The following is a 23279-nucleotide window of genomic DNA, read 5'->3' as shown; positions in this document are numbered from 1 at the left end:
CTTCATGTTCGTCTTCTTCTCCGAAAACGAACTTTACTAGACTCCGGCTGGCCCTGTTTGTAGGGGGCAGGTCACTGCTGGCGCGCAAAGCCCGCGTGTATCGTGTTCTGGAGCGAACGGCTCCGATCAAGCGGGTCTACTCGGATAGCGAGCTCGATTTCTGGTCTGGCGCCAAAAATTACCTGGTGACGGACCGGAAACTCTCCCTCGGATGACGCTATGAAAGAACTACTATTCGCCTTGGTCCCAGGCAGTGTTTTCGTAGGACGCTATTTGTCGGGCCTTGAGCTGGGAAAACTGATCGGACTTTTCCTTATGGAGGTTGTCCCGTATTTTCTCGTAGCACTGCTGCTGGACGTTCCGCTGCTCAATGTCGTGATTGGGTTTTTCGTGTTGTACGCGATCTATGAGATTGGCTATGTTCGCAACGACATCGTCGCGAAAGACGAAGGTGCGGGGAAGACCGTGCGGTCGCTATTTTCGGATTTTCGGCTGGCAATTTTTCTGGCTGTGCGAATCCCGGTGATTTTGATCCTCGCCTTCTGGGGCGCAAAGCAGATGGATACACTCACTGTGACTGTCGCGGTCGGACTGGTCGTGTTGGCGATCACTTTCGAGTTGCACAATCGAGCGCTGGTTCCGGAGCGACGCGTCGCGACATTTCTCGTTCTGAACGTTGGAAAGATCCTCGTGCGACTGGCAATGCTAGCGCCCCTGGCTACGGTATATGTGCTGGCGGCTGCACCGCACATCATGGTCAAGTTGATCCACTATCTTGGCGCCAAGAAGCTGATCGGACTCGACGATGCGACCCTGTTTCGCCTGCGGGTGCCGATTTACCTGGGATTTGCGGTATGCATGGCGATCTACGACTATCGAATGCTGCTCATCGCGTTGCCGTTCTTTCTGAATCACTGCAAATCCAACATCGTTCGGTTTGCCGGACGCTGAGAACAATAACGGTGAGCAAGTGCACCGTGACAATGATGGTGTGAAGACCGCCAATATCGAGACGTAGACATATTTAATGTTCAATACGCTGCTGCGACGAATGCCACGAGCGGTGTGGCTAATTTTCTATCTGCTGGTCAACCTGGGCTTCTACCTGTTGATCTCGGAAACGCAACTGCTTTACGGGGAGACGCACGTCGTTCCGTTGTTGAGCGGAACTCCGGTCGGTTGGATTTTCCTGTCCCTGGCCGCCTCGTATATCGCGTTCAACGTCGTGCTATTCAGGTGGTTCAGCCGGATTGGCGTGCCGAGGCTCAAGGGTGCCAGCGACGAGGAACGTTCGAGTCGCATCATCGGACGCGTGCTTGCCGTGCTGCAGGTTCTGTTCGTCGTGTTTTTCCTGGCGACGGGGACCTATGTGGCTGGTTCGTCGACGAGAGACTCGTCGTTGCTGTCGTACCTGTGGGTGCTGTTGCCCGTTGACGTGCTCTTTTACGTTTATTACGGAATATATCGGGATACGAAATATTTTAAAATCAACGTCGTCATCTGGCTGATCTCGAATTTCATTCGCGGCTGGTCCGGCGTGCTTCTGACAGTAATATTCTTTGAATCGTGCCGCCTGATTCGCAGAGGGGCACTCAAATTTCATCATGTCGTGCTGGCCCTCGTCGGGTTGTTTGTCGGGTATCCCATCCTGTATTTTGGAAAACTTTACATTCGATATTTCGCGTTTCACGCGAACGGCGACGACGGGTTTTCTACCATGATGAATGCAATATCCGGAGACGGGACCCTCGGTATCATTGGCATCGCTTTGACCCAGGTTTTCCAGCGGTTCCAACTGATGTCCAGCGCTGTCGCGTTGTACCTGATCGGACCGGCAATGCACGATCAGGTGATGCAGGGCTCCGTCTACCCCATGTGGCTTGAAGGAATTCACGGCATCGCCCTCGACAAGGTCCTGGGTAATGCACCTGCATTGAGTCTGGGACAGGCGGTCGCGCAGTATCTGGACCCCGTGTCGCTCGACGTGAATTGGAACGTCAACCCGACATTCATTGGATGGTTTTCCGTGGTGCCGGAGTGGTCGCTGTGGAACTGTTTGTATGCGATTCTGCTTTGCGCGATGTCGGTGTGTTTTGCGAAGCTGATGTCCCGACGCGTGGAAGCGATGGATATGGTGTGGTATGCGTGGCTTGTCCTGCTTATCCCGGGCTGGTACGGCGCGTTTTTCTTGTTTGTGTATGCGCTGGGATTGATGGTGCTGGCACACCTCGCGATCGATCTGACATGGCGCAAGACCAAATGACCGCGTTGAAGCCTTGTATTCCGGCCCAGAAGATGGCCGCTGCTATGATGGCAAGATCCACATTCCCGCAAATTTTGGCCCCGCTGGGGTCGCAAAGTGCCGATGCTCGTTCTTAATTTTTACAATCTCAACAAGACCAACGGGATGTACTACTACGGTCTTGACTATGCCGAGCCTTGCGCGGATCGCGTTGGACGTATTCTCGTTCGTCCGCAACTGGTGTCGGCGGCACGGGCGGCTTTCCCGAACGTAGACGTGCGCTCATGCGGTGCTTTGGGGATGGCATGGGAAGTCGTGAAAGCGGGTTTGCGCGGAGATTTCGTGTTTACGCCGACCCCGCATCCGATTCCGTTTGTTCGGAATCAATTGGTCATTTTTCATGACATTTATCCGTTTGTCGGACGGCTTGGAAACCTGAAGCGGAATCTGTTTACGATTGGAACGCGCACGTCCGGCTGCCTCGCCGGGTATACGAATCTGACCGCCAAGCCGTTTCTCGACTCGGTGGGCATCGCACCGTCGAAACAGGTTTTTGCGCCCAGCCGATTTCCCGCCGAGCGCCCCAGGTTATCGGCACCTGAGGTCCCGGACGGCGGCGTCATCGTTGGCCTGATGGGAACGGACTCGGACAAGAAGAATTACGCCGCACTGTTTTCGTCGATTCAGCGACTCGGCATCCAGCGGCGCATCATCTTCCACGTGTTCGGTCACGACACTGAATATTACCGGTCGCTTCAAACAGCGTTTCCCGACATCGAGATGATCTTGATGCCAAGCGACAAGACGTCGATGGATCAGTTTGTCGGCGGTGTGAGCGTCGTTGTCTCGGCGACCGATGGCGAGGGTTTTGGGCGGCCGATCGCGCACGCGCTGGCGTGTGGCGTGCCTTGTCTGCTTCTCGACTGCGCGGTATTCCGGGAGTTCTTCGATGGCATGGCCGATTTCGCGCCGGATGTGGATGGGATCGCGAAGCGTTTGGGCAACGAAGCCTTCGCTCGCGAACCGGCCAGGCCGTTCGCACCGCCTGCACGCGTCGTCGACGGAATCGAGTCGACGGTGGCGCTGCTCAAGAGCCTGTCATGAAGAAGCTTTCCGCATCATTGGTGCTGTACCGAACACCTGCGAAGCTATTCGAGGCGGTGATCCGTGATTATCTGAAGGCGACGAATGACTCGCCGCTGTACATCGTCGACAACTCGCCTGAGCCGCTGAAGAGCGACCATTTCGAGTACCCGCTCGTTCATTACATTTTCAATAATGCGAACGTCGGATTTGGTGCGGGGCACAATGTCGCTATTAAGCGGGCGTGTGGGTCATCGGATGTTCATTTGTTGCTCAATCCGGATGTTCATTTCAGTCGTGATTCGATCGAGACGGTGCTTGCAGCGTTTGAGGCAGACGATGCGTTGATGGTCGCGATGCCGAAAATCGTGTATCCGGACGGATCGCTCCAGCGACTGTGCAAGCTGCTCCCGACACCCGTCGATTTGCTGGTGCGCCGATTCGTGCCGTCGCGCAAGGTTCGTGAGTTGATCGACCGACGCTACGAGTTGCACGCACTTCGGCAGGACGTTGCGAGTGACGTGCCGACCCTGTCCGGATGTTTTCTGTTTTTGCGTTCGCAACAGTTGCTGCAAATCGGTGGGTTCGACGAGCGGTACTTCATGTATATGGAAGACGTGGATCTGGTTCGTCGACTTAACGACTTCGGGCGTGTCGCTTACCTTCCGTCTGCGGAGGTGGTCCACGAGTACGCGAAGGGGTCTTATCGTAATAAGCGGCTACTCGCATACCACTTGCAGTCGGCGATTCGGTATTTCAACAAGTGGGGATGGATCTTCGACAAGACGAGACGCGCTCGAAATCTGAAGGCGCTGCGTTCTGTCGGAGCCAATTCCGCCGAGAAGTAAATCCGTGCATCGGGAGCGGTGGCCGCGCAGCTCTCGAAATGGCGGCAGACGGAATGCCCTCGTGACATTTCGCCGCAAGGTTTGGAGTCTAAGTGAATATGAAAAAAGCCATCATTACAGGTATCACCGGTCAGGACGGCGCCTATCTGGCGCAACTGCTGCTTGAAAAAGGCTATTTGGTTTACGGCACCTTCCGCCGTACCAGCTCTGTGAATTTCTGGCGTTTGGAAGATGTCGGTATCGCAGATCATCCGAATCTCAAGCGCGTCGAGTACGACCTGACGGACCTTGGCTCAAGCATTCGTTTGTTGGAGCAATGCCAGCCTGACGAGGTCTACAATCTCGCCGCGCAAAGTTTCGTCGGCGTGTCGTTCGATCAACCGTTGACGACAGCTGGGATCACTGGACTGGGTCCGGTGCACTTGCTCGAAGCCATTCGTATCGTCAATCCGAAGATCCGCTTCTATCAGGCATCGACGTCCGAGATGTTCGGCAAAGTCCAGGAAGTCCCGCAGACGGAAGCCACCTCGTTTTATCCACGTAGTCCGTACGGTGTCGCCAAACTTTACGCGCATTGGATGACGATCAACTATCGCGAGTCCTACGATATTTTCGGCACGAGCGGGATTCTGTTCAACCACGAGTCCCCCCTGCGAGGCCGCGAGTTTGTGACCCGCAAGATCACGGATTCAGTCACCAAAATGAGTTTGGGCCAACTCGATGTTCTCGAGTTGGGCAATATGGACGCCAAACGCGATTGGGGTTTTGCCAAGGAATACGTTGAAGGGATGTGGCGCATGCTGCAGGCGGATCGGCCCGACACCTACGTGTTGGCGACTAACCGAACCGAGACGGTGCGCGACTTTGTGACGATGGCGTTCAAGGCGCTGGGACAGGCCGTTGAATGGCGTGGTGCTCAGGAATCAGAGCAAGGGGTAGATCCGGCAACGGGACGCGTTCTCGTACGCGTGAATCCGGCCTTTTATCGACCCGCGGAAGTTGAATTGTTGATCGGGGACCCGGCGAAAGCACAGCGTGAATTGGGATGGACGGCAGAGACGACCCTGGAGCAACTGTGCAAGTTGATGGTTGACGCCGACCTAGAACGCAATCGACGCGGAGCTTCCTTCTAATGAATCGCAACTCGGCAACGTCGCGCGTCTTGTTGACTGGAGCACGTGGTTTCACCGGACACCATGTGCGAAAGGCATTGGAAGCCGCGGGCTATGCGGTGTATGGACTCTCGCAGGAGTCTGATGGTGACGCCAATGGCATTGCTGCAGATATCTCGGATCTGAGCGCCCTGACGCGCGTGTTTGCCGATGTCAGGCCCGACTACGTGGTACATCTCGCCGCGATTGCGTTTGTGGGACATGCGGATATCCGGCAGTTCTACGACGTCAACTTGTTCGGTACGCTCAATTTGTTTGAAGCGGCGAATCGGGCGGGTGTCACGCCCACTCGGTTCTTGATCGCCAGCAGCGCAAACGTCTATGGAAATCCGCCGATGTCGGCCGTCTCGGAAGCGGTTTGTCCGGCACCGGTGAACCATTACGCGATGAGCAAGCTGTCGATGGAGCACATGGTGCGGACTTGGTCGGATCGGTTTAACGTGACGATCGTTCGCCCGTTCAACTACACGGGGGTTGGGCAATCGGAGCAATTTTTGATCCCCAAGCTTGTCGCGCATTTCCGTGATCGAAAGCCGGAAATATCGCTCGGCAATCTTGACGTCAGCCGTGAGTTCAACGATGTGCGCATGGTGGCGAGAGCTTATGCAGATCTTCTGCATCCTGGCGTGCAAGCCGACGGGATGACCGTCAATCTTTGCTCGGGCAAGGGGTACGCGCTGGGCGATGTCGTCGCCATGCTCGAAGGGCTCTGTGGGCACAAGATCAGCATTACGACAGATCCCCGGCTGGTCCGCGCAAATGAACTGAAAGCGCTGGTAGGCGTTCCCGATAGACTGCGCGCGCTGTTACCCGACCTGCCGCAATTCGACCTAGTCGATACGCTGCGGTGGATGCTGGATTATCCGGCGTCGACAGATCATGCTTGATGACTGATACAGGCGTCGAACGACGCTGGAGGAAAAAATAGCGCCTTTGGGCGCTATTTTTTTATGCGCGGATGCTTGACACCCTGTTATCCCGTCCTACTCTTTACTGAACAGCGCTACCACCTCTGGCGGGCGTCCTTTGGTTGTTTTCGAGGCATCCGGAGATCCCGAGCGCCTCGGCGCAGCCGGTTACACGTGGCATTGGAGATTAAGCTGCCGTCGCGCGGTCGCTACCATGGCTCTCCCGATTCTCCTGATCGTCGTAGTCGTCGCTGCGCTCGCCTTTCATTTCTGGAGTCCGTGGTGGCAGACCCCGCTGGCGTCGAACTGGCACCAGATGGACGACACCCTCACCCTTACGCTGGTGATCACCGGCGTAGCCTTCGTCGTCATCAATCTTTTCGTTGCATGGGCGATTTTTCGCTACCGTCATCGCGACGGGCATCGTGCGGCGTATCAACCGCATAACCGCCGTCTCGAATTCTGGCTGATCGGCATTACGACGGTCGGCATTGTCGCTATGCTCGCGCCGGGACTGTTCGTCTACGCCAAGCTGATCGAAGCGCCGAAGGACGCCTACGTCGTCGAAGTCGTCGGCCAGCAATGGCAGTGGCGATTTCGTCTACCGGGACCGGACGGTCGACTCGGCACGTCGGACCCCAGCTATGTCACCGCCGACAACCCGCTGGGTCTGAATCCTAAAGATCCTGCGAATCAGGACAATCGCATCGTGGACGCCCCCGAGCTGCACCTGCTCGTCGGCCAGCCGGTGAAATTGCTGCTGCGCGCAAAAGACGTGCTGCACGACTTCTACGTCCCGCCGTTTCGCACGCGCATGAACATGGTGCCGGGCATGGTCACGCAGATGTGGCTGACGCCGACCCGTACAGGCCGCTTCGACATTCTCTGCGCGCAGCTCTGCGGCGTGGGGCACGCCAACATGCGTGGCGTGGTGGTCGTGGACGATAAACCCGCCTACGACGCCTGGGTGGCCAAGCTGCCCACCTTTGCTGCACTGCAATCGCAGCATGCCGGGGCAGGGGCACTGGACCCGCTCGCCGCCAAGGGCAAGTTGCTCGCGCAGGCCAAAGGGTGCGCGGGCTGCCATTCGGTCGACGGATCTGTGGGTGTCGGGCCGACCTGGCACGGGCTTTACGGGAAGACGGAGACGTTCCAGGATGGCAGTTCCGCCCACGTCGACGACGCCTATCTCACCGAATTCATCCGCAACCCGACGGCACGTGTGCCCAAGGGCTTCGCGCCGATCATGCCTAAACTGGAACTGAGCGACGACGACCTGAAGGCGCTTATCGCCTATATCCGGACGCTGGGCGCCCAACCGGCGGCGCAGCCCGGAGCACCCACGCCGTCCGCTTCATCCGACACACCTCGTCCATCCGCCATGCTCAAACCTGTCCGACATTTCGCCAATCTCGCGATTCCGATCACAGCCGTTGCTCTGGCTTCCACCGCCGTCCCCGCGCAGTCCTCGCCGCGAACCGACGCGCCCGCGATACAACTCGCGCAGAACACGCTCCAGTCGCCGCGACCGCCGGTGCAATACGCACCGCTGACGCCGTCCGCACCGGACAACCAGACGAATCAGGGAACGCAGTCACCGTCGCAACCTGCGCGTCGGCAAGGGGGGACGCCGGGGCTGCCGTTACAGAATGATCCGAACACGTACGCCCCGCCGCTGGCAATCCCGCCGCGGCAGTCCACCGGTCCGCAATCGCCGGGACCGGCGCAACCGAGTGTGCCGATGATCAGACCGGCGCCGTAGCCCGCCGCGCGTCGTACACAGACGCGCGCAGGCCGCACCGGCAACAAAGGGAGACAACGTCATGACTGGCAATGCCGAGAATGCCGACGGTTCCACCCATGCCGGTGCCCATGGTGGCTACGGTGGCTATGGTGGGCACGACGGCCCGCAGAGCTTCTGGACGAAGTACGTCTGGAGCCAGGACCACAAGGTGATCGCCGTGCAGTACGCGTGCACGGCCATTGCCGTCGGATTGGTTGGACTCGTGCTGTCCAACCTCATGCGTCTGCAACTGGGCTTCCCCGGCAAGTTCTCGTTCATCGACGCCAGCCATTACTACCAGTACGTCACCATGCACGGCATGATCATGGTGATCTATCTGCTCACTGCGCTCTTCCTCGGCGGCTTCGGCAACTACCTGATTCCGCTGATGGTCGGCGCGCGCGACATGGTCTTCCCGTTTCTGAACATGCTCAGTTACTGGGTGTATCTGCTGGCCGTCGTCGTGCTGATGGTGAGCTTCTTCGTGCCCGGTGGCCCGACCGGCGCAGGTTGGACGCTCTATCCCCCGCAGGCGATTCTGCCCGGCACACCGGGCACGGAGTGGGGCATCGTGCTGATGCTCGTCTCGCTGCTGATCTTCATCGTGGCAGCGACGATGGGCGGCCTGAACTACGTCACCACGGCGTTACAGGCACGCACGGAAGGCATGACGTTGCTGCGCATGCCGCTTACCGTGTGGGGCATCGTGATGGCGACGGTGCTCGCGTTGCTGGCGTTTCCGGCGTTGTTCGTCTCGGCGGTGATGATGTTGCTGGACAAGACGCTGCATACGAGTTTCTTCATGCCGGCGCTCGTGTCGATGGGGCAACCGCTCGCGTATCGCGGCGGCAGTCCGCTGCTGTTCCAGCATCTGTTCTGGTTCTTCGGGCATCCGGAGGTGTACATCGTGGCGCTGCCCGCCTTCGGCATCGTCTCGGACCTGATCAGTGTGCACGCGCGCAAGAACATCTTCGGCTATCGCATGATGGTCTGGGCGATTCTCGCCATCGGCGTGCTGTCGGTGGCGGTGTGGGCCCACCACATGTTCATCAGCGGCATGAATCCCTACTTCGGATTCTTCTTTGCGACCACCACGCTCATCATCGCGATTCCGACGGCCATCAAGGTCTACAACTGGGTGCTCACGCTATGGCGCGGCGACATCCATCTCACGGTGCCCATGCTGTTCGCCATAGGCTTCATCAGCACTTTCGTGATCGGTGGCCTCACGGGGCTGTTCCTCGGCAACGTCAGCGTGGACATGCCGCTGTCGAACACGTACTTCGTGGTCGCCCACTTCCACATGGTGATGGGGGTCTCGCCGCTGCTGGTGATCTTCGGGGGTATTTATCACTGGTATCCGCTCATCACAGGGCGTCGGCTGAACGACCGGCTCGGGCAGTGGCATTTCTGGATTACGTTCCTCGGCACTTACGCCATCTTTTTCCCGATGCACTATCTGGGCGTGCTCGGCATGCCGCGCCGCTACTACGAGTTCAGGAACTACAGCTTCATTCCCGACTCGGCGCACACCATGAACGCGTATATCTCGATCGCGGCGTTCGTGGTCGCGCTCGGGCAACTGTTGTTCCTGTTCAACCTCGCCTGGAGCGCGAGGCATGGCAAGCCCGCCGGGGCGAATCCATGGCGGGCCGCCTCGCTCGAATGGCAGACGCCCGACATGCCGCCCGTACACGGCAACTGGGGGCCCGTGCTGCCAACCGTCTATCGCTGGCCTTACGAGTACAGCGTGCCCGGCGACATCGACGATTTCGTGCCGCAGAATCTCGCCCCGGACCCGCGCCGCCCCGCCACGCTGGTGCAGGGCGATTCGGCGGCGCTGCACGGTGGCAAGGCGACGCCACCGCCGCCACCACCCGAGTCGCCCAAGGGAGCCACGCCATGAAACCCGTGCCCTCCTGGCCGTCCCTGCCACCCGGCGGCGTGCCTATCATGCAGCCCCGACGGCGTGCGCCGTCGCAGATCGCCCTGTGGGGATTGATGGGGGTCATCGGGATGTTGTTCTCGCTGATGCTCGTGGCCTACGTGATGCGCATGAGTCAGGGCGACTGGCGCCCGCTGCCGCCCGTCAATGCGCTCTGGGTCAACACCGGCGTGCTCGCGGCCGCGTGCATCGTGATGCAGTCGTCGGCCTCGCAGGCGCGGCACGGCGAGCTGCGGCGATCGCGGCGCGACTGGGTGCTTGCCGGCGTGCTGGCGATCGCGTTCGTTGCCGGACAGCTCTGGGTCTGGCGCGACCTGACCGTGCGCCAGCTCGGTGTGGCGGGCAATCCCGCGAACAGTTTCTTCTTCCTGCTCACCGGCTTGCACGCGTTGCACCTGCTGGGGGGGCTGGCGGCCTGGGCGTGCCTGCTGCCGCACCGGCTCGCGCACGCGACGCGCGCGCGCCGACTGTCGTTGACGGCGCAGTACTGGCACTTCCTATTCGTGCTGTGGGTGGCGCTTTTCGCGGCCGTGGTCAACCTCACGCCGGAGATCGCGCAGCGCCTGTGCGGCACCGGGGGCGTGAGCCCGTGAAGCACCGATCCGTCGTCGCCGGCGCAATTGTCCACAGGCAAGGAGTCCGATCGTGAACACGCCATCGTCCGTCGCATCCTCCGCAGCCGAGCCGCCCGGCGGCTGGCGCGGCGTCGTTACCGACTGGTCGTCGGATCGCGCGACGTTCCGCGTGCCGTGGGGCAAGGCGATGATGTGGATCTTCCTGCTCTCGGACACGTTCGTGTTCAGCAGCTTCCTGATCGGCTACATGACGGTGCGCATGTCGACCACCGCCCAATGGCCGAACCCGGCGGAGATCTTCGCGCTCGACGTGAACGGCCACCCCGTGCCGCTGCTGCTGATCGCCATCATGACCTTCACGCTCATCACCAGCAGCGGCACGATGGCGATGGCGGTCAATTACGCGTACCGGCGCGACCGCGACAAGACGGCCGCCTGCATGCTGGCCACGGCGTACATGGGCGTCGCGTTCGTCGGCATGCAGGCCTTCGAGTGGACGAACCTGATCGTGCATGAAGGCGTCCGCCCTTGGGGCAACGCGATGGGCGCGGCGCAGTTCGGCGCATGCTTCTTCATGATCACGGGCTTTCACGGGCTGCACGTGAGCGCGGGCGTCGTCTACCTGCTCACCGTGATGCGCAAGGTGCTCAACGGCACACTGGAGCGCCGCGGCAATTATCAACTCGTCGAGATCGCCGGCCTCTACTGGCACTTCGTGGATCTGGTCTGGGTGTTCATCTTCGCGTTGTTCTATCTCTGGTAGGAGGAGCGATGCAAACCTCTGCGACATCGACTTCCGCCGCGCCTCACGCGGCGACGCCCTCCGGCGATCACGGCGCGCAGCAACACCCGGTCGGCATCTATCTCAAGGTGTGGGGGCTGCTGTTCGTGCTCTCCACGTTTTCGTATCTGGTGGACTACGCCAATCTGCAAGGCTATCTGCGCTGGGGACTGATTCTCGCGCTCATGGTCGCGAAGGCCGGACTGATCGTGGCGGTGTTCATGCACATGCGCTGGGAGCGCCTCGCGCTCATCTACGCGATCCTCATTCCGCCGCTGGCGCTGTTGGTGCTGATGAGTCTGATGGCGGCGGAGGCCGACTACACGTTCCTCACGCGACTCGCCCACTTCCGCTAGGCATCACAGCAATTCCACGAGGCGCCGGTCGCTGCGGGCGCAGTATTCCGCGCAGGCCGTGCGTGCGGCCGTTGCCGCCCCGTGCACGAACAGCGGCGCGTCGGCGCGGCGCGACATCGACACGACGATGGAGGGCGGCGCCGGCTGCAAGGGCAGTTCCACGACCTCGCCGCGCGTGATCAGGTCGTCGACGAATAGCCGCGGAATCGCCGCGACGCCAAATCCGTCCTTCACCAATTGCACGATCACGGCGATCGACGGCGAGCCGGTGATGCGCGTCTCGGAGAGCGGGATGCCATGCACGCCCGCCAGTTTCGCCACGATGTCCTCCAGCGCCCGGTGCGGCGCGGTGCCGCGGCCGTAGGTCAGGATCGGGTGCTGCAACACCTGCTTGGCCAGACCACTGCGTACATTCGGGAACATGCCCGTGCGCGCGATCCAGTGCACCGGGAAGTTGGCCAGGGCGTCGCATACCACGCTGCTGTCGTCGCTACCCTCCACCCGAATGATGAGATCGAGTTCGTCGGCGATCAGTCGGCGCTGCAATTGCACCGAGACGTCGACGGTCAGCTCGACTTCCAGCGCGGGATAGTCGGCCGCGAGACGTCGCATGTAGTTGGGCAGCCAGCTATGGACGACCGTCTCGATCACGCCCAGCCTCAGCCGGCCGCGCAACGTACTCTCGCCGGACGCCGCCGCCTGCAGGCGCCGCGCCGCTTCGACCACGGCCCGCGCATAGCCGAGCAGGTACTCGCCGTTCGGCGTGAGACGGAACTCGCGGCTGTCGCGATCGACGAGCGCTGTCTTCAGCTCCTCTTCCAGCGCCTTGAGACGCTGTGATATCGCCGCGGGCGTGGCATGCAGCGCCGCGGCCGTGGCGCGGAAGTTGCGCAGTTTGGCCAGCGTGACGAACGTTTCGAGAAATCGTGTGTTCATGAGACTCGGCCGACCGGGAGGGTGCCCAAAACCGGCAATGAGACGATGAAAATAAATGCAACGAACCTCGGGAAAACCCGCGAATTCGTTAAGAAATTCTATACAACGACGCGTAGAAAAACTCGTTAGCGACAACTTTTTTTTCTTTCTATGCTTCAGCCATCCGATGCCGTCACGGTGTCTTTCCTTCCCGCCGGAACCGCCATGAACCACCCAGCCATGCCGAACGACCTTCTTGCGCAACGCGAAACCCTCACACCTTTCGAATTCCGTCAGGCCGTGCGCAGCGCCCAGTTTCGTGGACCGACGGCTGGTTACTGCGGCGACTTCGCGCAAGCCAATCTGGCTATCCTGCCGGTGGCGCATGCCCATGATTTCCTGCGTTTTTGCCAGAGCAATCCGAAGGCATGTCCGCTGCTCGGCGTGGGAGAGCCGGGGCAATGGCATGTGCCGTCGCTGGGACGCGAAGTGGACATCCGCACCGACGTGCCGGGCTACAACATCTACCGTGACGGCAAGCTCGCCGAGCAGGTCGACAATCTGGCCGAGTACTGGCAGAGCGACTTCGTGGTGTTCGCGATCGGGTGTTCGTTCTCGTTCGAGGACATGCTCGCCAAGGCCGGCATACCGCTGCGTCACGTGGAAGAGGGGTGCAACGTGCCGATGTATCGCACGACGATCGCGAATCAGCGCGCCGGGAAGTTCGGGGGCGAACTGGTCGTGTCGATGCGCCCGATGAAGGGCGCGGATGCGATTCGGGCCGTGCAGATCACGAGCCGTTTCCCGGCGGTGCACGGGGCGCCGATCCATATCGGCGACCCACGCGAGCTGGGCATTGCCGATCTCGACAAGCCCGAATTCGGCGATGCAGTGACGATTCGCGACGGCGAGCTGCCCGTGTACTGGGCGTGCGGCGTCACGCCGCAAACCGCGCTTATGGGAGCGAAATTGCCGCTCGCGATCGCGCACCGTCCGGGCTACATGCTGATGACGGACATCCCGAACGCATCGCTGGCGGTCTTCTGACCCGACCGCCCGCACGGTGCGACAGGTGCGCCGCAGCGACCGTCGCTTGATCCCGGCGCGTCGGCATGCCGTAAACGTTACCCGGCCTCGGGCATAGGCTTCAGGCACCACGCAACAAGCATCGCGCATTACGCAGCAAGCATTTCGCAGCAAGCATTTCGCAGCACGCATTACGCATTACGCAGCACGCACCACAACAGAACCGCGCCACGACGGCCAGCGGCGGGCGAGTCGTCGCCCGCCGGTGACCTCGCACGCCTGTCGACTCCCGCAAGACACGGCGACCGGGGGACATCAGGCGACCCAAGCGCGGCCCAAGGGCATCACACGGCAAGTCAGGACATCACCGGAGTCTCAATCTCATGGAAAGCAAAACCCCTCTCGCGCCTCCCGCTTCCGCGGCCCCCGCGACATCGTCGGAAACGGGCGGCAGCCTGTTCGGCTGGTATGGCGACGCCACGCCGCGTGAAAAGCGCGCGTTCTGGAGTTGCAAGGTCGGCTACATGCTCGACGGCATGGATACCCAGATGCTGAGCTTCGTGATTCCGACGCTCGTGGCGACGTGGGGCATCAGCCTTGCCGACGCGGGCTTCATCGGTACGCTCACGCTGCTCGCGTCCGCGCTCGGCGGCTGGGTCGCCGGCATTCTGTCGGATCGCATCGGCCGCGTGCGCACGTTGCAGCTCACGGTGCTGTGGTTCGCGGTGTTCACCGGCCTGTGCGGTCTCGCGCAGAGCTACCACCAGCTGCTCGCCGCCCGCGCATTGATGGGCTTCGGCTTCGGCGGGGAGTGGACGGCGGGCGCCGTGCTGATCGGCGAAGTCATTCGCGCGCGCGATCGGGGCAAGGCCGTGGGGCTGGTGCAATCGGGCTGGGCCATCGGCTGGGGCCTGACGGCCATTCTCTATTCGGTGTTGTTCTCGCTCATGCCCGCGGAACTCGCCTGGCGCGCGCTGTTCCTGATCGGCCTGCTGCCGGCGTTGCTCGTGCTCTTCATCCGTCGTTACGTGCAGGAGCCCGAGGTCTACCAGAAGGAGAAGGCCAAGCAGTCGGCGTCCGATGCCGGCCCCGGTCTGGCCGCGATCTTCAGCCCGGCACTGCTCTCGACGACGATCCGCGCCGCATTGCTCACGACCGGCGCGCAGGGCGGCTACTACGCCATCACCACGTGGCTGCCCACGTACCTGAAGACAGAGCGCCATCTCACGGTCATGGGTACCGGCGGCTACCTGGCGATGATCATCTTCGGGTCCTGGGTCGGCTACCTGGCGAGCTCGTATCTGACCGACCGACTGGGGCGCAAGCCGAACTTCATTCTGTTCGCCGTGGGTTCGATGGTGATCGCGTTTTCATACACGTCGCTGCCGCTCACCGACAGCGCCATGTTCTGGCTAGGCTTCCCGTTGGGCTTCTTTGCCTCGGGCATCTTCAGCGGCATGGGCGCATTCCTCACGGAACTGTTCCCGACGCGAGTGCGCGGCTCCGGCCAAGGCTTCTGCTACAACGTCGGCCGTGCCGTCGGCGCCTTGTTTCCGTTCCTCATCGGCATGCTCTCGAAGCAGTACGGCCTGGGCACGACGATCGGCATCTTCGCCGGCGTCGCCTACGGTGTGCTGATTCTTGCGGCGCTTACGCTGCCGGAGACGCGTGGACGCGAACTCGAATCGGTCGAGGCAAGCCAGCTGTAATGCCGTCATGCCGCGGCCACCGCCCGGCAAGCGAGCATGATTCACCGCGGCAGCCTTCGCTGCCGCGCCTCTCTCAACCCATGACCTCCCGATCGCGTGATGGATGCGCGGCCGCGTCCGGCAATGCCGGATCCGCCCGCCCCGGGAGACGTGCGCCCTGCACGCATTCGATTGACCGTTGCCCTTTGTTTTGAATTGCGAGTGACCCCATGACGAACGTTCTCACGCCCTCCGCCCAAAACCGCGCGCCCGCGCATCAAACCGCCTCGCGCTGGCAGTTCTGGATCGATCGGGGCGGTACCTTCACCGACATCGTGGCCCGGCGCCCGGACGGCACGCTCGTCACGCACAAGCTGTTGTCGGAAAACCCCGAGCAGTATCGCGACGCCGCCGTCGCGGGCATTCGTCATCTGCTGGGCCTGGCCCCCGGCGAGCCGATCACGCCCGAGCGCGTCGACATGGTGAAGATGGGCACGACCGTGGCGACCAATGCGCTGCTCGAACGCAAAGGCGAGCCGCTCGCGCTGGTGACCACGCAGGGCTTTCGTGATGCGCTTCGCATCGCGTATCAGAACCGGCCGCGCCTGTTCGACCTCGACATCGCACTGCCCGAGGCGCTATACGCCGAGGTCGTGGAGGTCGACGAGCGCGTGGGCGCCCATGGCGAGGTCGTGCGCGAACTGGATCTCGCATCGGCACGCGTAGCGCTGCAGCGCGTGCATGCGCAGGGCATTCGCGCGCTCGCCATCGTGTTGATGCACGGCTACCGTTACACGGCGCACGAGAAGGCGCTCGCCGCGCTGGCGCGCGACATCGGCTTCACCCAGGTCTCCGTTTCGCATGAGGTGTCGCCGCTCATGAAACTCGTCTCGCGCGGCGACACGACAGTGGTCGATGCCTATCTCTCGCCCATTCTGCGACGCTACGTGGAACAGGTCGCGCGGGAAATGCCGGGCGTGAACCTCCAGTTCATGCAGAGCAGCGGCGGGCTTACACGCGCCGACAACTTCCAGGGCAAGGACGCCATCCTGTCCGGCCCGGCGGGCGGCATCGTCGGCATGGTGCGCGCATCGAGCGCGGCCGGGTTCGAGCGGGTGATCGGCTTCGACATGGGGGGCACGTCCACCGATGTCTCGCACTACAACGGCGAATTCGAACGTGTTTTCGAGACGCAGGTCGCAGGCGTGCGCATGCGCGCGCCGATGATGAGCATCCATACGGTGGCCGCGGGCGGCGGTTCCGTGCTGTCGTTCGACGGCACGCGTTTGCGCGTGGGGCCCGACTCGGCCGGAGCGAATCCGGGGCCGGCGGCCTACCGTCGCGGCGGTCCGCTCACGGTGACCGACTGCAACGTCATGCTCGGCAAGATTCAGCCCGCGCATTTCCCGAAGGTGTTCGGTCCGCGCGCCGACGAGGCGCTGGATCGCGACGTCGTCGTGGCGAAGTTCACCGCCCTGGCCGCCGAGATCGAGCAGGCCACCGGGCGCCGCCAGACGCCGGAGGCCCTCGCCGAAGGCTTCCTCGAAATCGCGATCGGCAGCATGGCGAACGCCATCAAGAAAATCTCGGTGCAACGCGGTCACGATGTGAGCCGATACGTGCTGACGACGTTTGGCGGCGCGGGCGGTCAGCACGCCTGCGGCGTCGCCGACGCCCTCGGCATGACGAAGGTTTTCGCGCACCCGCTCGCCGGTGTGCTCTCGGCCTATGGCATGGGGCTCGCCGACCAGACAGCGATGCGCGAGCGCATGATCGAGGCGCCACTCTCGGACGACGGCATGACGGCGCTCGAGGACGCGCTCGGCGCGCTCGCCGACGACGCGGTGAACGCGTTGCTCTCGCAGGGCGTGCCGGCCTCGCGTATCGAGACGGTGCGCCGCGTGCATGTGCGCTACGCGGGCACCGACTCGGCGATTGCCGTGCCGTTCGGCAGCGTTGCGCAGATGCGCTCGGCATTCGAGGCGGCTTATCGTCAGCGCTACTCATTCCTGATGGACGGTGCGGCACTGATCGTCGAAGTGGCCTCGGTAGAGGCCATCGGACGCTCGGACGCCCCTGTCGACATTGCACCGCTCGACACCCGTTCGTCGGGCGCACCGCAGCCGGTGGATCATGTCCGGCTCTATGCGGGCGGCGAGTGGCGCGAGGCGGCGCTGTATGCCCGCGACACGCTGCTGGCGGGCGATATCGTCGACGGGCCCGCCATCGTGGCGGAGAAGAGCGGCACGACCGTGGTCGAGCCCGGCTGGCAGGCGCAAATGACCTCACAGGGCAACCTCGTGCTCACGCGCGTGGTGCCGCGCGCATCGCAACGGGGTCTGGGCACGCAGGCCGACCCCGTGCGTCTCGAGATATTCAACAACCTGTTCATGTCGATCGCCGAGCAGATGGGGCTGCGTCTGCAGAACACGGCGTATTCGGTCAACATCAAGGAGCGCCTGGACTTCTCGTGCGCGCTGTTCGACCGGCACGGCAACCTGATCGCCAATGCACCGCACATGCCGGTCCATCTCGGGTCGATGGGCGAGAGCATCAAGACGGTCATCGAAGGCAATCGCGGCAAAATGCGCGACGGCGACGTCTTCATGCTCAACGATCCGTATCACGGCGGCACGCACCTGCCGGACGTCACCGTGATCACGCCCGTGTTCGTGAACGACGACGCACAGGGTTCCGCCGAACCGCTGTTCTACGTAGGCTCGCGGGGGCATCACGCCGACATCGGCGGCATTACCCCGGGGTCGATGCCACCCGATTCGACGCACGTCGAGGAAGAGGGCGTGCTGATCGACAACTGGCAACTGGTTGCCGCGGGCGAACTGCGCGACCGGGAGACGCGCGCGCTGCTCGCCGGCGCTCGCTACCCGGCTCGCAACATCGATCAGAACATGGCGGACCTGCGCGCACAGGTGGCGGCCAACCAGAAGGGCGTGGACGAGCTGCGCCGCATGGTGGGCGAGTTCGGACGCGACGTCGTGCTTGCCTACATGGGACACGTGCAGGACAACGCGGAGGCCGCCGTGCGACGCGTGATCGGTGCGCTCTCCGACGGGCAATACCGATATGCGCTCGACAACGGCGCCGAGATCCACGTGGCGATTCGCGTGGACCGGGCAACGCAGAGCGCGACGATCGACTTCACGGGCACCTCGGCACAATTGCCGAACAATTTCAACGCGCCGCGCGCCGTTTGCATGGCCGCCGTGCTGTACGTCTTCCGCACGCTGGTCGACGACGACATTCCTCTGAACGCCGGTTGCCTGAAGCCACTGACGGTGATCGTGCCGCAGGGGTCCATGCTCAATCCCGTCTATCCGGCGGCGGTGGTGTCGGGCAACGTGGAAACGTCATCGGCGATCACCAACGCACTCTACGGTGCGCTCGGGCGGGTCGCGTCGAGTCAGGGAACGATGAACAACTTCACGTTCGGCAACGAGACATACCAGTATTACGAAACCATCGCGGGCGGAAGTGGGGCCGGTGACGGCTTCCACGGCGCCGACGCCGTGCAGACCCACATGACGAATTCGCGACTGACGGACCCGGAGGTGCTGGAATGGCGCTATCCCGTGCGTCTGGAGAGCCACAGGATTCGGGTGGGGTCGGGCGGCAAGGGCCGCTGGCACGGCGGCAACGGCGCCGTACGCCGTATCCGGTTCCTCACACCGATGACGGCGTCGATTCTCTCGAACAACCGGGTGCATGCGCCGTTCGGTGCGCAGGGCGGCGCGGTGGGAGCGCTGGGTGCGAACTACGTCGAACGCGTAGACGGGACGCGCGAGCCGTTGGCGCACATCGGGCGTACGCAGATGCAGCCCGGCGATATCTTCGTCGTCGAAACGCCGGGCGGCGGCGGCTTCGGGGAGGCGTGAGCGCGCCGGCGCAAGCGCGGTAGATGGTGCGCATCGTGCAACGCGATGCGCGCGATCCCGGCGACGCCGGAAAATCCGGAAGCCATGGGAAACGGATGAAGCGTGGCCGGTTCCCGGAAGGATTGACGGGCTTTGCAAAGGCGCCCGTGAGGGGCCTCCGTACGATGCCGCTGTCGTGAATGACGACAGTTACGCACGGAGGTTTCCTCAATGTCCGCATCGTCGCAGCACTCCCATGCCGGATCGCGCATCCCGCCGCGCTCCGATTCCTCGCCTGCCGTTGTCCCTGGCGTCATGCGCGGGCAGGCCGCCGCCGCATCGTCGCCGCTTTCCGACAGCGCATCTTTCGTAGCTTCCCCGTCTTCGCCCTCGTCCTCGGCCTCGGCCTCGGCCGGGGCATCGACCCCGTCGGCGCAAGACGCGTTGCGCATCCAGTACGAGCGTTTGTGCGGCGAGATGCAGATGGCCGGGCGCCGTCTGCAACGTCAGATGCAGGACTATCAGGCCGCGCTCGCCGAGATACGCGAGCTCGAGCAAGACGGCTCGCCGCGGGCACGCGCGAAGCTCGCGCGACTGGACGCCTTGCTCGACAGCGAGTCATTCCAACGCGAGGAGCGCGAGATCGGCCGGATGGCCGCCTCGCTCGCGAATGCCATCGAACGTTTGCGCGCCCAGGTGCCGCCGTCGGTGAAAGCGTCCGCGGATCTCGCCCCCGGCCATCCGGCGGCCAGGTATCGCGCATGCGCCTGAGGAGCGAGCTCATGATCTATCGCATCGTCGGCACCGCTGCCGCGCCAGGCGGCGTCAACTCCGGTGCGTTCGCGCCGCCTGTCTCCCCAAGCGACAACCCGTTGCTGCAAACCATGGCGCGCGCGAGCGACCAGATGGAGCGTCTTCGTGTCCAGGTGGATCAGTGGATGGCGTCGAACCGTACCCGCATGGCCGATGCCAGCCAGGCGCGACAGTGGATCGCGACGCTCGAACAGACGCATCGACGGCTGGTTCGCGATGGCGCGGTCGAACCGCTCCCCGAAGCCCTGCGGGATTTCGCCGTGCGCCGCGGGTTGCTGCCGTCGTCGCAGGCATCGCGCGCCTTCGACGCCACCGCTGTGCATTCCCTGAAAACCTCGTTGGCGTCCATGGTGGCCGGTGCGAGCGAATCGAGCACTGTCGAGCAGATCGAGCTCCGGCAGTTCCTGTCGAGCTACGAAAACGCGTTGACACTGAACAACGCCGTGATCGCGAAACTGCGCGACATCATGAGCAAGATCGTCGCCAGTCTCTGACACCGGGTGTCGGGGTGCGCGAGCGCAATGCATCACCCATTCCGAATTTTTCTTACGCCAGGCATTTCCTCATGATCAATATCGAACCGACCCGTCGAGCTCACGGTGCTGCGGCATCGCTCCCATCGTCCGCCACCCCGTCGTTCTCCGCCGGCCGAGCCATCGACATCCATTCCCTGCTGCTCGCGCATGCGGCCACGCTGATGCAGGCCAGCGGCAGCGACGCCAAGGAAAAGATCGACCTCATGCGCTCGCGCCAGTCCCACGGCCGTCAGGCGCGGGACGTCGCGAACCAGATCGAAACGCTCATCAACCAGCTCGGCACCGATACATCGAAGACCACGAAGGTCGGCGACGGCATTCGCGAATTCTTCGACACGCACGATCTGTTGATCACGGTGGACGACAGCGGCACCAAGAAGACGTTGCAGGCCTGGGAGTCGCGTGCGAAGAAGTTTGGCGAAGCCGGCTACGCCGGTCCCGCAGGGGCCTCGGGCGACTACCGTGCCGACCATCTGCGCGCGTTGAAGGCCGCAGCCGAGAGTCGCAGCGAGGAGGCGACTGACAGCCGCACGATCGAGCAGATCGAGATCAACAAGTTCCTGCAGGAATACAACGGCGTTTCCACGCTCGCCAACACGATCATCAGCTCGCGAGGCCAGCAGCTCAACCAGATCAACGGATCGATGCGTTCATGAGCGCGAAGTCGGGAACGTCGGCCACGCCTTTGCAGACCGCGTCCGGGATGTCGACGCATCTGTCCGCCGAGATCGAGGCGATCTTCTCCCGCTTCTTTTCGCGAGGCGGGGCGCTGCGCATGCTCGCCGACATCGACGAATCCGATCTGTTGCGCTTGCGTGCGCATGCGCGCCATCGCTTCTCGCAAGGCCACATCGCCGCGGCCCAGCGCGTGTATTTCCTGCTCGCCACGCTCGACCAGTGGTCGTTCGACGACTGGTTCGGCCTCGGCCTCTGCTATCAGCGCCTGGGCCATCACGAGCAGGCGCTGCCGTGCTTCGCCAAGGCCGGCGTGATCCGTGCCGCCGATCCGCGTGCCCCGTATCTCGCCGGCGTGAGCTACGAAGGCGCGGGCAATATCGATTTCGCTTTGAGGGCGTATCGTGCGACGCAACGTCTGTGTGGCGACCTTCCGCAGCACCGGGAGCTCGCGCGCTCGGCGAGCGCCCGGTGCGATGCCCTGTCCAACGCTTCATCCAAAGGAAACCCATGATCACGATAGGTGCCGCAGTCGCGAACTCCCGAAAGACATGGCTCGCCGACACACCGGGTTGCGCTTCACCTCCCGCGTTGCAGCCCGGCCTGACGACCCGCCTGGTGCCCGGCTCGATGCCCGATACCGGCGGGATCTCGCGCCGCCCGCAAGGCCGCGGCGACTGGCTCGGGCCCGAAGATTTCCTGCCCGACGCGCCCGCGGGCGTCGACTGGCATGACGCCGAAGACGCATTCGCCCGCGTGCTGCAACGCCTGCATCTGGCGAGCGGGGTGTTGGCGGCCAACGGCGCTCGTCCCGACGGGCAGTTCGGCGTGACCGACCTGGCGAGCGTGGAGTCGCTGGAGCCGTCGACGCTCGTGATGGTCGCGTCGATGATCTCCATGCAAGCCCTGGGCGACACCGCGAAGTCGACGCAGACGGCGCTGGCGCTGCTAGCCGAACGTCAGGAGAAGCTGCGTCAGGAGGACATCCAGAAGTTTCGCGAACAGATGGACGCCATGACCGCGGACGCCGACAAGGCGCGCAAGGGCGGCGTGTTCGGCGCAATCTTCGACTGGATCACGGCAGCGATCGATCTCGTCGTGGGCGTCGTCAAGGTCGTGACCGGCGTATTGACGATGAATCCTTTGATGATCGCCGGCGGCATCGCCGACGTGGGAGCCGGCATCGCGGGCATTGGCTCGGCCGTGTGCAAGACGATGGCATTGATCGATCCGAAGCACGCGGAATACTACGAGCAGGAAGCCGCGAAATGGGGGCATGCGCAGATGGCGTTTCAGGCGCTGGGCATGGTTGTCGGATTCGGGACGTCGGTGCGCGGCTTCCTCGCCTCGCGATCCGTGACGAAGGCGGCCACGCGCGCGTTCAAGGGCGGGGCGGGCGAGGCACTGACGCAGGCCGTCAAGGCCGGCGACGATGCCGTCGTGAGCGCAATCCGTACGCGCGTCGTCTCCGAGGTGTCGTACCAGGTCGGCATGGAAGTCGGCAAGCGCGTTGGTCGGTCGCTCGCGCAATGTGGCACACGCACCGCGCAGCACCTGGCGCGGCGTGGCTTCAATCGCATGGCCGAGCAGTTCACGCAGCAGATGGTCGAGCAGATGGTGTCGCGCGCCTTCGACAACGTCGTCAGGTCGACGGGCAGGCAGGTGGCAAGGGGCGTCGCGGTAAGGGCTGCCGACGTGACGAAGGCGTTCGGACGTCAGGCAGCGTCGCAGGGTCGCCGGGCCATCCTGCGCGGCATGTGGTCGCTTTCGGCGGTGCTGCGCGGCGCGATGGTGGCCGGACGCGACATTACCGCGGGCGCCATCGGCATCCAGCGCGCGAAGTTGCAGCGCGAGGCGCGTGACCTGCAGGTCGAGACGACCTGGCTCCAGTTCCTCATGGAGATGAACGGCGACGACAAGCGACGTCTCGCCCGACGCATGCAAGCATTGTCCGCGCAACAGGGCGACGTGGCGCAGACGGCGAACGAAGCCGTCGCGAGCACCGGCGCGCTGCGCATTCGCATAGCGGCGTCGATGGCCTGAGCGATGCGACGTTCGCAT

Annotated in this window: 20 protein-coding genes and 1 pseudogene; 20 read left to right on the top strand and 1 reads right to left on the bottom strand. The window is 63.0% G+C overall.

All coding sequences use genetic code 11. The annotated features are described in order from the left end of the window. From PMO31116_RS23915 to PMO31116_RS22005, 12 genes and pseudogenes are all read left to right on the top strand, one after another. The coding region (locus PMO31116_RS23915; protein WP_217424770.1) for a hypothetical protein at positions 1-215 on the top strand (215 nt) is incomplete at its 5' end. 4 nt (positions 216-219) lie between these two features. Next, the gene (locus tag PMO31116_RS22055; protein ID WP_150568574.1) at positions 220-951 is read left to right on the top strand and encodes a hypothetical protein; all 732 of its coding nucleotides are present in this window, start codon (positions 220-222) and stop codon (positions 949-951) included. Positions 952-1027: 76 nt separating this feature from the next. Then, positions 1028-2263, top strand: coding sequence for an oligosaccharide repeat unit polymerase (gene wzy / locus PMO31116_RS22050; RefSeq protein ID WP_150568573.1), 1236 nt, complete (start codon positions 1028-1030; stop codon positions 2261-2263). A gap of 102 nt (positions 2264-2365) precedes the next feature. After that, positions 2366-3346 (top strand): glycosyltransferase, encoded by a 981-nt coding sequence (locus PMO31116_RS22045; RefSeq protein WP_150568572.1) that lies wholly within the window; start codon positions 2366-2368, stop codon positions 3344-3346. Next, entirely contained in the window at positions 3343-4173 is an 831-nt protein-coding gene (locus PMO31116_RS22040) for a glycosyltransferase (protein ID WP_150568571.1), read from the top strand. Before PMO31116_RS22045 ends, PMO31116_RS22040 begins: the two co-directional genes overlap by 4 nt. A 98-nt stretch (positions 4174-4271) precedes the next feature. Beyond that, the gene (gmd, locus tag PMO31116_RS22035) at positions 4272-5306 is read left to right on the top strand and encodes a GDP-mannose 4,6-dehydratase (RefSeq protein ID WP_150568570.1); all 1035 of its coding nucleotides are present in this window, start codon (positions 4272-4274) and stop codon (positions 5304-5306) included. Continuing rightward, positions 5306-6232 (top strand): NAD-dependent epimerase/dehydratase family protein, encoded by a 927-nt coding sequence (locus PMO31116_RS22030; RefSeq protein WP_150568569.1) that lies wholly within the window; start codon positions 5306-5308, stop codon positions 6230-6232. Before gmd ends, PMO31116_RS22030 begins: the two co-directional genes overlap by 1 nt. A gap of 235 nt (positions 6233-6467) precedes the next feature. After that, positions 6468-7595, top strand: a pseudogene (locus PMO31116_RS22025) (cytochrome c oxidase subunit II); the annotation flags it as partial. A 481-nt stretch (positions 7596-8076) separates the two neighbouring features. Continuing rightward, positions 8077-9942 carry a cytochrome c oxidase subunit I gene (gene ctaD, locus PMO31116_RS22020; protein WP_150568567.1) on the top strand — a complete coding sequence of 622 codons (1866 nt, stop codon included), beginning with the start codon at positions 8077-8079 and terminating at the stop codon, positions 9940-9942. Beyond that, positions 9939-10574 (top strand): cytochrome c oxidase subunit 3, encoded by a 636-nt coding sequence (locus PMO31116_RS22015; protein ID WP_150568566.1) that lies wholly within the window; start codon positions 9939-9941, stop codon positions 10572-10574. The genes ctaD and PMO31116_RS22015 overlap by 4 nt, the downstream gene beginning before the upstream one ends. Before the next feature lie 52 nt (positions 10575-10626). Further along, positions 10627-11319 (top strand): heme-copper oxidase subunit III family protein, encoded by a 693-nt coding sequence (locus PMO31116_RS22010; protein ID WP_150568565.1) that lies wholly within the window; start codon positions 10627-10629, stop codon positions 11317-11319. An 8-nt stretch (positions 11320-11327) separates the two neighbouring features. Next, entirely contained in the window at positions 11328-11693 is a 366-nt protein-coding gene (locus PMO31116_RS22005) for a cytochrome C oxidase subunit IV family protein (RefSeq protein WP_150568564.1), read from the top strand. Positions 11694-11696: 3 nt separating this feature from the next. Here the strand turns inward: PMO31116_RS22005 and PMO31116_RS22000 are convergent, their stop codons facing one another. After that, positions 11697-12629 carry a LysR family transcriptional regulator gene (locus PMO31116_RS22000; RefSeq protein WP_150568563.1) on the bottom strand — a complete coding sequence of 311 codons (933 nt, stop codon included), beginning with the start codon at positions 12627-12629 and terminating at the stop codon, positions 11697-11699. Positions 12630-12848: 219 nt separating this feature from the next. Between PMO31116_RS22000 and PMO31116_RS21995 the strand changes: the two genes are divergently transcribed. The 8 genes from PMO31116_RS21995 to sctE all read left to right on the top strand — a co-directional run bounded on the left by PMO31116_RS21995 (position 12849) and on the right by sctE (position 23261). Next, on the top strand, positions 12849-13655 hold the full coding sequence (locus PMO31116_RS21995; RefSeq protein WP_150568580.1) for a putative hydro-lyase: 807 nt from the start codon (positions 12849-12851) through the stop codon (positions 13653-13655). A gap of 362 nt (positions 13656-14017) precedes the next feature. Then, positions 14018-15343 (top strand): MFS transporter, encoded by a 1326-nt coding sequence (locus PMO31116_RS21990; protein ID WP_150568562.1) that lies wholly within the window; start codon positions 14018-14020, stop codon positions 15341-15343. A 209-nt stretch (positions 15344-15552) separates the two neighbouring features. Further along, positions 15553-19215 carry a hydantoinase B/oxoprolinase family protein gene (locus tag PMO31116_RS21985; protein WP_150568561.1) on the top strand — a complete coding sequence of 1221 codons (3663 nt, stop codon included), beginning with the start codon at positions 15553-15555 and terminating at the stop codon, positions 19213-19215. Between the two features lie 210 nt (positions 19216-19425). Then, on the top strand, positions 19426-19965 hold the full coding sequence (locus PMO31116_RS21980) for a hypothetical protein (RefSeq protein ID WP_150568560.1): 540 nt from the start codon (positions 19426-19428) through the stop codon (positions 19963-19965). An 11-nt stretch (positions 19966-19976) separates the two neighbouring features. Next, positions 19977-20501 carry a hypothetical protein gene (locus PMO31116_RS21975; RefSeq protein ID WP_174971690.1) on the top strand — a complete coding sequence of 175 codons (525 nt, stop codon included), beginning with the start codon at positions 19977-19979 and terminating at the stop codon, positions 20499-20501. Positions 20502-20572: 71 nt separating this feature from the next. Beyond that, positions 20573-21199, top strand: a complete 627-nt coding sequence (locus PMO31116_RS21970; protein WP_150568558.1) for a hypothetical protein — start codon at positions 20573-20575, stop codon at positions 21197-21199. After that, on the top strand, positions 21196-21732 hold the full coding sequence (locus tag PMO31116_RS21965) for a CesD/SycD/LcrH family type III secretion system chaperone (RefSeq protein WP_246185432.1): 537 nt from the start codon (positions 21196-21198) through the stop codon (positions 21730-21732). The genes PMO31116_RS21970 and PMO31116_RS21965 overlap by 4 nt, the downstream gene beginning before the upstream one ends. After that, positions 21729-23261, top strand: a complete 1533-nt coding sequence (gene sctE / locus PMO31116_RS21960) for a type III secretion system translocon subunit SseC family protein (protein ID WP_150568557.1) — start codon at positions 21729-21731, stop codon at positions 23259-23261. The genes PMO31116_RS21965 and sctE overlap by 4 nt, the downstream gene beginning before the upstream one ends. Positions 23262-23279: the final 18 nt, after the last annotated feature.

The organism is Pandoraea morbifera, assembly GCF_902459575.1.
In the GTDB taxonomy this organism is placed as follows: domain Bacteria; phylum Pseudomonadota; class Gammaproteobacteria; order Burkholderiales; family Burkholderiaceae; genus Pandoraea; species Pandoraea morbifera.
Note: the sequence above shows the minus strand (reverse complement) of the source record. Positions and strands in the feature narration are given on the sequence as shown.